This is a genomic window from Pseudomonas mangiferae (assembly GCF_007109405.1).
GTDB classification, from domain to species: domain Bacteria; phylum Pseudomonadota; class Gammaproteobacteria; order Pseudomonadales; family Pseudomonadaceae; genus Pseudomonas_T; species Pseudomonas_T mangiferae.
Genome location: NZ_VJOY01000001.1, coordinates 354,304 through 368,432 on the forward strand (window position 1 = coordinate 354,304; position 14,129 = coordinate 368,432).

Consider the following 14,129-nt stretch of genomic DNA (forward strand, 5'->3'; position numbering starts at 1 on the left):
CTGCCGGTCTGTGCATGTCTGTGCTTCGGCGCCGCGGGTCGTCCTCAGACGACCTCCACGCGTGCCGCCAACTCGCCGAGTCGCTGCTTCTCATAGAACAGATCGGGCATCAGTCGGGTACCGAAGCGCTTGTTCACGCTATCGGCCAACTGCATCACCATGATCGAATCCAGCCCCAGGTCATGTACCTGGGCCGACTCGCCGATCTCCTGGACGGCGAAGCCCAGCTTGTCCTGCAGTTCCTGCTGGATGAATGCGAGCACGCGCTCGCCGAGTCCAGCCTCGGCAGGCCGGGGCGCTTCCTGTGCATTGGCGACGGGTATCACCGTCTGGGTAGCGGACGCGGCCATGCCGGTCAGCAGGGGGTGTCGGCGATCGAGGGCTGCCCGTTCCGCTTCGCCCAGGTGCAGGCCGATCCGGTCCGCCTTGATGCAAACCTGGGCCTGGGCGTCCAGCACCAGCAGGCGAAGCGACAGGTCGTCCTCGCCCACGACCAGGTCCGACAGCACCACGGAGACCGGCCCCTCCGGCACCCGGTAGCTGCACAGCCGTTCGATGCTGCGCACCACGAGCCTGCCTTGAGGCAGGCCGAGCGTATCCAGCAGCAGGTAAAGCGCCTTGTCCACCGACGTGGCCACCCAGGGCGGTACCTGCTGGTTGTCGCCATGGGGGTTGTGCCGGTTCGCCGGCGGCCTCGCCTCCAGCAACAGGGCCCGGTGGCCGATCACCGCATCACCGGTGTCATCCAGGTAGGGGCCGAACTCGTAGCCAGACCGGGCCAGCCGCTGGCTCACCTCGGGGGCCGCCAGCTGGCCACTCGCGGGTATCGCCTGCCGGTTCAACAGCCTTCCGGCCTCATCCAGCCAGCCCTGGGGCAGCGGCGGTTCGTCATCGCCGAGCGGGTTGAGGATGGCGAAGCCCAGGTTGATCGCGCCCTCGGCCCGCTGGGCGTCGAACTCCAGCTCCAGCTGGCCATCGTCGACGTCATACAACCGGTAAGCCAGGCCGGTCACCGTCGACCAGTCGGCGATGTAGTGCTCGAAGGCACAGGAAACCACCAGCTCCCGTCCCGGGAAACGCGAGGCCAGCCCTGGCATCGCCAGCGCCACGTCGGTGAAGTTGAACGCGCTGAAGCGCAGCCCGGTGGCCCCTCGGTAGCAATAGTCGAGCAGTTCGGCCTCGACGAAATCGGTACGGAAGCGTGCGCCGGGCTCCGGCGTCGAGCAGTTCTCGGCCACCAGCGGATGCAGCTTGGCGGCGAACATCTGCGGGTTGAGGATCGGTGACTCATAGCCTTCCTCGGTGTACCAGCAACGGGTCTTCTCGAACCGGTATACCGGAAGGCTGGTACGAACCGGCACCCGGGCGTACAGGCGTTCCCAGTCGACCGCGTTGTCGCCTTCCAGCCAGCGGGCGAGGCTCGCGTCCACGGGGTTCGACGCCGGCCGCGCGAGGGGCTGTGCGGTGTCGTTCTCCGGGAATCGGAACGCCGCTTCCCAGGTGGCCGTGGCCTCGAAGCGTCCCGCCAGGCAGGCGTCCAGGGCGTCCAGCAGGGCCTGGCGGCTGCGGCAGCGGATCGCCAGCCGGTTGCGCAGGTTGTTGCGGCCCACCTGCAGGGTGTAGGCGACCTGGGACAAGGGCACCTCGCGGGTCGCCAGCCAGTCCCTGAAGGCCTGCAGGTTCTGCGTCAGCACCGACAGCTTGTGCACCGAGAAAACGAACGCCAGGTGATCGTCCTGGACCTGACCGGCACTGTCGGCGAGCTCGGGATACTCCTCGACGATCAGATGCGCGTTCATGCCGCCGGCGGCGATAGAGGTCAATCCGGCCCGGCGCGGGAACACCTGCCGCTGCCCGTCGATCGTCCGCTCCGGACGGCGCCATTCGGTGAGACGCTGGGGAATCATGAAGGGGGTTTCGGCGAAGTCGATGTCCGGGTTGAGGTGCGCGGAATGGATCGATGGCGCGATCTGGCCGTGCTTGAGCTGCAGCAGCGTCTTGGTCAACCCCGCGATGCCGGAGGCGGCCAGCAAATGGCCGATGTTGGACTTGATCGACCCCAGGTAGCAGAACTGCCGGTCCTTGGTGCCTGCGCGGAACGCCTTGGTCAGCCCCAGCACCTCGATGGGGTCGCCCAGCTTGGTGCCCGAGCCATGCCCCTCCACGTAGGAGATGGATGCCGGATGCACCCGGGCCTGGTCCATCGCCTGGCGGATCGCCAGGGTCTGCAGGTCCGGGTTGGGCACGTTGAAACCGTTGCGCTCGCCGGCGTTGGTGATCGCGGACCCCTTGATCACCCCGTAGATATGGTCGCGGTCGGCAACGGCGCGGTCGAGGCGCTTGAGCAGCACCGCCCCCACGCCCTCGCCGATCACCGTGCCGTCGGCGCCTACGCCGTAACTGTTGACCGAGGACGAGGTGATGGACGTGAAGTTGCCCTGGGAGGTGTTCACCACGGTATAGGGGTGGTACATCAGGTTCAGGCCGCCGGCGAGGACCATCTGCGTCTCGCCGTGGCGAAGCATCTGGTAGGCCGTATGGATGCAGGTGGAAGACGAGGAACACATGGTGTCGATGAACAGGCTGGGGCCGGTCAACCCGTAGAAGTAGGACACCGTCATGGGGATGGTGGCCATCCCCGATCCGGACGCCATGGAACCGCGGAAGACGTTGTTCTCGAAGCCGTAGTAGTGGTAGTCGTTGCTCATGGTGCCGAGCAGTACCCCCACGTCGCCGCCGTAGCGATTGAGCAGGGTCTCCCGGGAGTAACCGGCATCCTCGAAGGTGTGCACCGCCACCTGGAGGAACAGCCTGACTTCGGGTGACATGTGGTCGGCGTAGACCTTGGGCATCTTGAAATAGCTGTAGTCGAAGGCGTCCACGTCCTCGATGAACGAGCCGTTCAGGCAGGTGGTCTTGCCCAGCACGCTGCGGTTCTTGTAATACAGCTTGTGATGATCCCAGCGCTCGGCGGGGAACTCGCTCATGCAGTCGACTCCTTCGGCCAGGTTCCGCCACAGCGTGTCCATGTCCTTCGCCCCCGGGTAGTAGCCGCCGAGGCCGATCACCGCCACGTGGTTTTTCCAGTCTTCATCCTCGATTCGCCCGTCCCCGGCCGAGGCCACGCCGGGCGTCGAAACGTCCCGCGGCGTGCTGGAGTCCGGAACGCTTGGCGCAGGGTGACCGGGTGCGGTCGCTACGCTCGGTTCAGGGGCGAGGGCGGCGGACGGCACGTGCTCGGGCGCGAACATCGCGACGAACACCTCGCGGTACTTCACTGCCAGGTGCGCCACCAGGCCCGCCACGTTCACATGCTCGAACAGCAGGGTCTTGGGCAGCGAACCCAGGTGGCGCTCCAGTTCCTGGGTCACCCCGACCGCCATGATGGAATCGAAGCCATAGGCTTCGAACTTCTCCACCGGGTGGATCTTCGCCGGGTCAAGCTGGGTCACCTTGGCGACGATGCCGGTCACGAACGTCTGGATGCGCGCCTTCAGCTCGGCCTCGCCCAGGACAGAGGCAACGGCATTGGCCGGCCTTGGCGCAGGAGCGGCCGGAAGCGCGCGGCTCGCCAGACCGATCTGCCCCAGACGCGAGACGTCCCCATACACCACCCAGGCCTGGGCGCTCACCGAGCGAGCCAGCAGTTCGCGCAGGCTGTCGAAGCCTTCGACCGCCGGCAGCGGCACGATGCCGAAGCGCTCGCGCATCTGCTGTTCGATCACGGCCGGCAACTGCATGCCGCCGTCGCGCCAAAGCGGCCAGTCGATGCTCAGCGACCGCCCCCTGCGCTGGCCGTCGGCCGCGCGCTTCTGGCGGTATTGCATGAAGGCGTCGAGGTAGGCATTGGCGACGGCGTAGTCGGCCTGCCCCAGGTTGCCCATGGCGGCCTGGGACGAGCAGCACACCAGGAAATCCAGCGGACGCTCGCCAATGGCTGCGTCCAGGGCCTCGATGCCTGCCACCTTGGCCGACAGCACCTGCTCCAGGTCCTCGGCGGTCTTGTGGAGGATCAGTCCATCGCGGAGCGAACCGGCACCGTGGATCACACCATGCAACTGGCCATGTCCGGCATAGATGCTCTCGATCCAGTCGCCCACCGCCACGGGCTGGGCGACGTCCAGCACCCGGTAGTGGACCTGGGCGCCAAGGGCCCGCAGTCGCTCCAGGCGTGCTTGCAGTGGCTCGCCCAGGGCGGAGCGACCGGCCAGGTGAATCGACGGCGCGCGGCAGCATCCGGCGATCCGCTCGGCGAACAACAGGCCGAGGCCACCGGCACCGCCGGTGATGGCATAGACGCCGGCATCGCGGAACGGCGCGGGATCGTCCGCCGGCAGCGGGACTCTCGTCCATTCGCGCCAGGCGCGGCCGTACGGGCTTCCCGTCGCCAGGATGCGCACCAGGCCAGGCCGGTAGCGACGGGTCTGGTCGACCACGGTATGCACCAGAGCCGCCTCGCCCATGTCACGGTCGAGGATCACCAGGCGCGCCTTCAGCTCGCTGTGCTCGATCATCGCGGTGCTCAGCATCCCGTCGAGCCCGGCCATGCGCAGGTCATCCGGCTCCTGCCCGACGAAGAGTTGCACGTAGCCCTCGCGGCAGGTCTTCAGGAATTCCAGCAACGCCTGGGCAGCCCGGGCATAGGCCTTCGCACCGTTGTCGCCGACCGCTCCGGGGAGCTGTCGCACCCGATCGCCAAGTTGACCGCGGACCGCCGTCCCCACGGCCTCGGGCAGGCCCAGCAGCAGGACGTGCGACGGCGCGGTGTCCGGCACCGGCTCACCGGGCTCCTCCAGCGGCGCCCAGTAGGGCTCGCGGATCAGCCGGCCCACCGGCACCTCCAGGACCGTCGGCGGGACGGACGGTGGGGACGTTTGGATAACGGCCTGCGCCTGGCGGCGTGAACTGAATCCATCCAGCTGCGCCAGGCATTCGCCGTTGGCCGTACAAATCTGCACGTCGACCTTTTCCACCGGCCCGCCCGATTGCCCGTCGCGGTAGCCGGCGACCACGGTCAGCGGCCCCGTCCGCAGCGCCGACTCCAGCGAGCCATGAACACGCAGGCGGTCGAGGGCGAACGGCAGCGCCGGCTCGGCGCTGCCGTCGCGCCAGGAGCCGAGGGACGCTGCGATGTGCAATGCGCTGTCCAGGATGCCCGGCGGCAGCGCCGCTCCCTCCAGCTGGGGGTCGAGCGCGTCCGCGGACAACTGCCCCACCACCAGGTCGCGACCGATGCGGATATGCCCTGCGGCGCGGAAGGTGGCACCGTAGTGGACGCCCAGGCGCTCGAAGTCACTGTACAGGGTGTCATGGTCGCGCTCGGAGAGGTTGCAGCGCGCCGCCAGACGCGACAGGTCCAGCGCCGCCGGGGGCGTTTCGCCGGCGTCCAGGTCCGCGTCGCCCTGGACGTGGAGGTGTTCGCGGCCCTCCCCCAGGCTGTAGACCTTGAATGAAAGGCCATCGGCGCCGTTTACCGCCAGCTCACAGTACAGGGTGAACCCCTGGTCATCGGAGACCGCGAGGGACAGCGGGCGAAGCCAGACGAGGTTGCGCAAGCCGATCTGGTCGGGCGCGCGCTCAGTGGCGCGAACGACAGCCTCGCGCGCCAGTTCCAGGTAAGCGGTTCCGGGGAAAACCCGCTGGTCGCCGATCCGGTGATCGGCGAGGAAGGTTTCCCGGCCACTGAAGCGACTGGCGAACCGGATCGCCGACACCGTCGAGACGTTGCGGTGCAGCAGCGGATGCAGGTGCGGTTCGGCCACAGGCGATCGCCGTGGCGTACGGACCTCGGGCCAGTAGCGATCGCGCGCGAACGGATAGCCCGGTAGGGGCAGGCGTTGCGGGAGGGGCCGCGAACCGGCGCCGAACAGCCGGGCGCCATCCACTCCGTACCCCTGCCGGAACAGATCGGCCAGGCCTTGCAGCAATTCCCGGAGCGTCTCCTCGTCGGTGGCCGTGGCGCTGTCGTCCTGCGCTTGCCCGAGGTACCGTTCGAGGGTTTTCTGGGGCGCGAACCCGCGCTCCACTTCGCCGGCGAAGAGAGACGGACGCTGCTCACCGGCCAGGTACTGGCGCAGCCCATAGCGGGCCTCCTCCCGGTCCGCTGCGACCAGGGCGAGGCGATGGCGGAAATGATGCCGGCCTTCCAGCAGGGTGTAGCTGATGCCGGGCAGGTCGTCCTCGTCGAAACCGTCCTGCTCCAGCACCGTGCAGAGTTGTTCGGCGCGCTCGCGCAGCGCGTCGGCGGTTTTCGCCGACAGCACCAGCAGGTAACAGGGCCGGCGCAGGGCCAAGGCGTCCACCGTGCCGCGGGCATGGCTTTCCAGCACCACGTGGGCATTGGTGCCGCTCATGCCGAAGGCGCTGACCGCCCCCAGCCGTTCCCGGTCCCTTCCGGCGGCCGGCCAGGGCCTGTTGGCCTTGTTGACGTAGAACGGGCTCTGCTGCCACTGGATGTAGTCGTTCTCCTGCTCGCAGTGCAGGCTGGCGGGGATGGTCTCGTGGCGGAACGCCTGAAGCAGGCCGATGACACTGACCAGGCCGGAGGCGGCGAAGGTGTGGCCGACGTTGGTCTTGGTGGAGGTCAACGCGCAGTGCCCCGGGCGGCTGCCGCGGAATGCGTCGTTGAGTGCATTGATCTCCACCGGGTCGCCCAGTTGGGTGCCCGTGCCATGGGTGACCACGTACTCGATCTGCTCCGGGTCGACGCCGGCGCGTCGGTAGACATCCTCCAGCAGGCGTTGCTGGGAAAGCCCGCTGGGCGCGGTGATGCCATTGGTCTTGCCGTCGTAGTTGATACCGCTGCCGCGCAGCACGCCATGGATCCAGTCGCCGTCGGCCTGGGCTTGCGCCAGGGGCTTGAGCACCACGCAGCACACCGCTTCCCCCGGCACCATGCCGTTGGCCCTGCGATCGAAGGTGAAGCACTTGCCATCGGGCGAGAGCATGCCCGCCTGGGTCATGCCGAGGAAGGCATCCGGGGAGAAGATCAGGTTGACCCCGGCGGCGATGGCCAGCTCGCACTCTCCGTTGCGCAGGCTGGACGCCGCCTGGTGCAACGCCACCAACGCCGACGAACAAGCCGTGTTGATGGCCAGGGTCGGCCCGGTCAGATCGAGAAAATAGGCCAGCCGCGCAGCCAGGATGCCGTTGTGGCTGGAGGTCAGGCTTTCTTCGCCAGCGAGCCGCTGGAAGTCGCCTTCCTCGACTCCGACGAAGGTCCCGACCCGCTGGGTGGCCAGGTGGCGTGGGCCGATGCCGGCATTCTCCAGGGCGTTCCAGGCCTCCTGCAGCAGCAGGCGCTGACGCGGGTCCATGGCCTTCGCCTCGCGAGGCGACAGTTCGAAGAACAACGGATCGAACTCCGCCACCCCTGGCACGCTGCCCATCCAGATGCAGCGGGTCTTGCTCGGGTCTTCCCGGTGGTCGCCATAGTAGTCCCGCCAGGCGAAGCGGTCGGCCGGGATCTCGCCGACCTGGTCGAGTCCTTCGGCGAGTACCGTCCAGAATGCGTCGGGGTCGCGAGCACCCGGGAAGCGGCCGCTCAGACCGATGATGGCGATGGCGTCGTCGTTCACCGGAACGGCGGCCGCCCTGCCCGGCTCGCCTGCCGGGACCGCTGGAGCCACCACGGGCGCGCTCGCTGCAGCGCCGCTGCGGTAGCACGCCGTCATGGCATCCGGATAGCGCGCCAGCAGGTGGTCGGCAATCCTGCCGAGGCTGGAGTGATTGAAGAACAGCTCCGGTGTCAGGGACAGGCCGAAGTGGCGACTGAGCAGCCGCGCGTACTCGGCGAGGCTGATGGAATCGAAGCCGAAATCCGCCAGATTGGTGGTCTCGCCCAGGGCCTGCCGCTCCGCCTGCAATGGCCGGCTGGCCAGTTCCTGCAGGTCCCACAGCAGGGCCTGGCGCAGCGTCAGGCCCTTGAGTTCGGGACGTTCGCGCCCGGCCCCCGCTTCCGCGACAACCGGACCCTCGGCTGGTGCTTTCTGATCGGCAGGCCGATTCATGCCCGCCACCCACCGGTCGAGCCGATCCGGATCACCCGCCAGTACCAGCGGCTGGGCGATATCGCTGGCGACGATCCGCCAGAGCAGCGCCAGGCCCTCTTCGTCCTCCAGCAACCGCTGGCCGCTGGAGCCGAGATAGAACGCAGTGGACGTGGTATCGCCCATGGCCATTCCGCCGTTGCGCCACAGCGGCCAGTCGATGGCCACCACGCGACGGGCGCGCCCCTCCTGCACGTGACGCGCGTAAGCCTGCAGGAACCGGTTCGCCATGGCATAGCTGCAGGCGCCCATGTCGCCCAGCACCGCCGAACTGGATGCGAAGTGGCAGATGAGTGCCAGGGGCTGCCCCACCAGCACCTCGTCCAGGACCTGCACGGATTTCACCTTGGCATCCAGCACCGCGTCGATGTCCGCCTGTGCGCTGTCCAGCAGGCTGCCCGTGGCCTTCAGTCCGGCGGCATGGATCAGGCCGTCGATCGGGCCACTCAGGGGCAGCACGGTGGCCAGCGCAGCGGCCAGTCCCTGGTGATCGGTGCAGTCGGCCTGCAGGTGGAAGATGCGGCAGCCATCGTGACGCAGCGCCTCCAGGCGCGCGTGCGTTGCGGCGGACGGCGCCGAGCGGCCATTGAGGATCAGGTTGATCGGGGCGGCTGGGTGCCGGGCGCGACGAGACAGTTCGCCGGCCAGCATCAGCCCCAGCTCGCCGAGGCCGCCGGTGATCAGCACGGTCTTCAGCCGGTCCGGCGTCAGCGGGTCGGCCGCCGCCTGCAAGCGGGTCGGCACCAGCATCGACCGGAAGGTCTGCGCTCCCTGGTAGAGCCGGCTGCCCGGCACGCTGCTGCACAGCTGCCGCCAGAAACGATCCGGCCAACGCGCCTCGGTGCCCGCGCCATCGACCAGCTCGATGGCCACCTCGACCGGGCAGTGCGGCATGACGGCCCCCAGAGAGCGCTCGATGCCAATCCAGGCATCCAGGTGGCAGCGCGCCAAGGCACCGCCGGCGCGACCGGCCAGCACCAGGCGATCCCAGTGTCCAGCGCCACCGGAAAGCGCCTTGACCAGGGCAACGATGCCCCGGGTATCGCTGAGCCAGCGAGGTGAGTCCAGGCTCCAGAGGTAGAGCACGCGGCCTCCGCCCTGGGCCGACAGGATGCGGTGCAGGCTGTCCTGCAGGCGTCGTGGATCGTCCACCGCGACCTGGTGATGGCCCTCGTCGTCGCGCCCGTCACGCTCGCCCGCCGCGATGAAGACCAGCCGGGTACGGGGGCTCCGCTCGGCGACGCATGCCGCCAGCCGCCGGCGCAGCTCGCGGTCGCCCAGCAGGCAGACGACACACTCGGGCGAGACGCCCTCCGGAGCCTCCTCGACGGGTTGCCAGTGCTCCGTGTAGATCGCCAGCGTGCGATCGGCTTCCGGCTGATGAGTCTCGGGCAGACTGGCTTCGGACAGGTTGGCCTCGGGCTGATGAGCCGCGGGCCGGTGACCATCGACGCTTACCCCGGGCGCCTCAAGGGCGGGCTTCTCCGACGGGCCCGTCTCCGGCGCCTCCAGCCAGTAGCGGTCGCGGGCGAAGGCGTAGGTGGGCAGTTCGATGCGCGCCGGCGATGGCCGCCCCTCGTACAGGCAGTTCCAGTCCAGCGTCTCGCCCTCCTCGCCCAGGCGCCAATGGGCCGCCAATTGCTGCAGATCGGCGGACACCAAGGCCTCATCGATACCCAGGGTCGGCGTGACGCATGCCGTGGGGCCTTCGCTCCGGAGCCACGCCTGTAGTTGCTCACGCAGGGCAGCAAGGCTGGCTGCCGGGAAGACGGCCCGGGCCGCCATCGCCTCCCGGCCGGTTTGCAGGGTATAGGCCAATGCCGCGAGGTCCGGGGTATGGTCCTCGAGGTAGGCATGCAGGCGGGCAACCTGGTCCCGCAGACGTTCGTCGTTGCGGGCCGACAGTGGCACCAGCACCGTTTCGCCCTGGTGCGAAGCAAACGTGCGCCGCTCGCGGAATTCCTCCAGCACCACGTGGGCGTTGGTACCGGAGAAGCCGAACGAACTTACCCCGGCGCGCCGCGGCGTGTCCTGTTCCGGCCATTCGCCGCCCTGGGGATCGATCGCCAGGGGTGAGTCGTCCAGGTGGATGTGCGGGTTCAGTTCGCGGAAATGCCCCAGGGCTGGATGCTGGCGATGCTTCATCTGCTGCAGCACCTTGAGCACGCCGGCGATCCCCGCGGCACCTTCGGCATGGCCGATGTTGGCCTTGACCGAGCCGATCTGGCAGAAGCCACGATCCTGCGTATAGCGGGCGAAGGCCCGTTTCAGGGCATTGATCTCGATGGGGTCGCCGAGGGCGGTGCCGGTCCCGTGGGCCTCGATGTAGCCCAGGCTGCGGGGGTCGATGCCGGCGCTCTGCCAGGCCTGGACGATCACGTTTTCCTCACCGGCCACGCTGGGTGCGGTGAGTGACGGGGTATAGCCGCCATGCAGCGCCGCCGACCCCTTGACCACGCCATGGATCGGGTCGCCGTCGGCCAGGGCACGGGACAGCGGCTTGAGCAGCAGGGTGGCCACGCACTCGCCGGGGACATAGCCATCGGCTCGGGCATCGAAGGTATGGCAGCGCCCGCTGGGCGACAGCGCCCGGATCGCCGAGAAATAGCGGTAGTGCCAGGAGGACAGCAGCAGGTTGCTGCCGCCGACGAAGGCCATCTCGCACTCGCCGTTGCGCAGCGATACGCAGGCCGCATGCAGTGCCACCAGGGAGGAGGAACAGGCCGTATTGAACATCAGGCTCGGCCCCTTGAAGTCGAACCAGAAGGAAATCCGGTTGGCCGCGATCACACCGCTGCCCGTGGCGATGTAGGGGTCCATCGGCAGGCCGAGCTCGCTGATTCTGTCCAGGTACTCGTTGAAGCACGAGCCGATGAACACGCCGGTGCGGCTGCCCCGCAGGCCCTGGATCACGCCGGCGCCTTCCGCGCAGGCATAGGCACTCTGCAGCAACAGGCGGACCTGGGGGTCCATCCACTGCGCCTCGCGGCGGGACATGTGGAAGAACCCGGCATCGAATTTGTCGACATCGTCGAGAAAGCTGCCCCACTTGGAGTAGGTCCGGTCCTGGGCATCCGGATCGGCGTCGAACCATGGCTGCACATCCCAGTGATCCATCGGCACTTCGCCGATCAGCTCCCGTTTGTCCCGCAGGTGTTCCCAGAATTGGTCCAGGTTCTCGGCCTGGGCGAATCGGCCCTGCATGCCGATGATGGCGATGTCCTGGTCCCGCTCGCCCGCCGCCGGGGCGTGCACGGGGCCCTGGAGCGCCGGCTCGGTTGATCGCGGCAATTCGGGAGCCGTGGACTCGCTGTTGCCCGAGCGCGCAGCGAAGGCGTCCCCGTGGGCCTGCCAGAGGAATTCCGCCAGTTCGGCGAGGCTCGGGTATTCGAAGAACAGCGTCGGCTCCAGGTCGACGGCGGCGTCGCGGCCGATCCGTGCTGCCAGGTCCACCAGCTGTGCCGAATCCAGGCCCAGCTCCATGAGGTTGCGTCGGCGGTGCTGTCGGCCGATCCGCGCCGCGCCCAGGGCTTGCAGCTGCACCTGCAGGTAGTCCTCGATCGCGTCGGGGCCACTGCGAGTGGCCGCCGTGGCGGTCGCGTGCGGCGTCTTTTCCACGTCCTGCTCGGTCGCCTCGGGGCGGCCTTCTCGCAGGCGTTTCAGCGAGCAGCCTTCCAGCTCGGCGATCAGCGCCCCCTGGTCGTCATAGAGGTCGGCATCGAACAGCACCAGTTCCCCGGTGTGCTTCACCAGTCGGGCATGCACCCAGCCCGTGACCGGCACGTCCCGCCGGTGAAGCAGCAGCGATCTGGCACCGAAGGGAATGAAGGGCTCGTCCAGGCGAGCCGCTTCCAGCAACGGAATCACGGCGAGGAACGCGCTATTCAGCCACAGCGGATGCAGCGGGTAGGGCACGTCGTCCATCGTGCCGCCCTTCAGCGCGACCCGGGCCAGGGTCGCCGCGGCGGTGGGATGCCAGTAGAGCGTGTCCAGGGTCCGGAAGCTGTCGCCGATGTGCATTCGCTCGCAGATCCGGTAGATCGAGGCGATCGGCTCCACGGCCTGCATGCCGTCGCGCAGCGCCTCCAGCTCTACCAGCCGCGGTTCCGCCTGGACGGCCCGCAGCTCGCCGCTGGCCATGGTCTGCCAGGGCCCTTCCGGATCGTGGCGACAGATCGCCTCGAAGGCACCGGCGACTGCCCCGCCGCGGATCGCCACCTCCACCGCCTCGCCCGGCGCCACTATCACGGGCGCAGCGAAGGCCAGTGCCTTCACCTGCACCGCTTCGCCCGCGGCGAGCTGGCCAATCCCTTGGTCCAGAGCGAGGCTGGCGGCGGTCAACCCCAGCAGGATGCGCTGGTCGTCGAACCGGTGGTCCCGCAGGTAGGGATCGTCATGGCGGTAGCGCACGACCGCCACCGGCGCCTGGTCCGCCGATGGCGCCAGGATCGCCCGAGCCTGACCCTCGCGGCGATAACGCGCCCTGATCCGCTCGAATGCCTGGGCGGCCTCTTCGACGGTGATCTCCTGCCGCTGGATTTTCCGGTGCAAGGCGCTGATTTGACTGTCCACTGTCTTCACTCTCGGTACGGGATTGCGGTAGCTGAACGACGCGGCCGGGTCCGGCTCAGCGACCGCTCAGGTCAAGGAATGCCTTGTTCGACGGGCGCAGGAACGGCAGGTACGACGGGGGCGGCATCTTGCCTGCCAGGCGTGGCGAGAGCCCCCGCGGCCCCAGTTCCCGGGCCAGCATGGCGATGAACAGGGTGATTTCCAGGGCAGCCACATGGCGCCCGAGACAGGCATGGGGGCCACCGCCGAACTGGCAGGTCTCCACCGCGTTGAGGCCGCGCTCGATGCCCAGCCAGCGCTCCGGCCGCCAGCGGTCGGGGTCCGGGTAGCGCTCGGGGTTGCGCGACACGTGCAGCAGGCTGACGCCGGCCATCGCGCCCGCGGGAATCTGCCGGCCCATCAGCTCGAACGCGGTGTGCACCTTGCGCATCTCGAACGGGGCCGGTGGATACAGGCGCATGGTTTCGCGGAACACCGCCTCGGCCAGGGGCACCTGGCGGACCAGTTCCTCGTGGGTGAATGGCAGGGTCTCCAGCCCCGCCACCTGTTCGCACAGCTGCTGCCAGACCTCCGGGTGCTGGGACAGCATCAGTGCCGACCAGGCCATGACGGCCGCGGTGGTCTCCGAACCGGCGAACCCCAGGCCGAGGATGTTGTGCACCAGCTCGACCTCGGACATGCCATTCCCGCTCTCGTCGCGACCGAAGATCATCGCCCCCACCAGGCTGTCATGGTCGTCGCGGGCCCGGGCATCGGCGACGATCTTCGCCACCCGGTCCTCCAGCCAACCCCGCGCCTTGCGGCACCGCCAGGCCGGAAAGCCCGGCAGGTCGACCTTCAGCGGGATCATGCCGAGGAAGAATTCCTCGTACTGGTGGCGCCATTCGGACAGTTCGTGGGTCTGGATGCCGAGGATGCGGAAGACCACCTCCAGGGCGATGTCCTTGGTCTCCGGGAAGATGGCCAGCTTGCTGTCCCCGACCCAGCGATGCAGCCGCTGCTCGATGGTCTCCACCACGAACTGGCCTACCTGGGCGCGGGTCAGGCCCTTGGGCGTGAAGGCATCCAGGCTGGCGCGCCGGGCATTGCGATGGCGCTGACCGTCGAAGGCGTTCATCGCCTCGCCGGTGATCACGGGCATCTGTTCGCGCAGGAAGGAGTTGTCGGTGTACTTGTTCTGCAGGATGGCCAGGCCCTCCTCGTCCATGATCTGCAGCACCGGCAGCTTCGAACCGAAATAGGTCCAGAAGATCGGGCCGCACGCCGCCTCCGCCTGGCGCAGCTCACTCAACGCATCCCGGCTGATCCGGTGGACATGCCCCAGCAGCGGAATCTTGCCGGGCATCACCGGAAAACCATCCTTCATGACCAGGCCGTCGGCCACCGGACGGGCCACCCGGGCCGGCTCGCGGCGTGGTGCCTCGCTCGTCGCCGGCGAACGCGTGGCGTCCCGGCTGTCGGTCATGGTGGCGGTGTCTTGCTTGTAGTCGTCCATCACAGTCCCTGTCG

At 68.4% G+C, this 14,129-nt stretch carries 2 protein-coding genes; both read right to left on the reverse strand.

What is annotated here, in order from left to right; translation table 11 throughout:
* Window positions 1–44 precede the first annotated feature (44 nt).
* Window positions 45–12,620 carry an SDR family NAD(P)-dependent oxidoreductase gene (locus FM069_RS01535; protein ID WP_143486423.1) on the reverse strand — a complete coding sequence of 4,192 codons (12,576 nt, stop codon included), beginning with the start codon at window positions 12,618–12,620 and terminating at the stop codon, window positions 45–47.
* Between the two features lie 55 nt (window positions 12,621–12,675).
* On the reverse strand, window positions 12,676–14,115 hold the full coding sequence (locus FM069_RS01540; RefSeq protein WP_233281957.1) for a cytochrome P450: 1,440 nt from the start codon (window positions 14,113–14,115) through the stop codon (window positions 12,676–12,678).
* Window positions 14,116–14,129 lie beyond the last annotated feature (14 nt).

What these genes read in the sequence shown, in the direction of transcription:
- FM069_RS01540 (WP_233281957.1), bottom strand. Translation starts at nt 14,115, where the DNA reads ATGGACGACTACAAGCAAGACACCGCCACCATGACCGACAGCCGGGAC.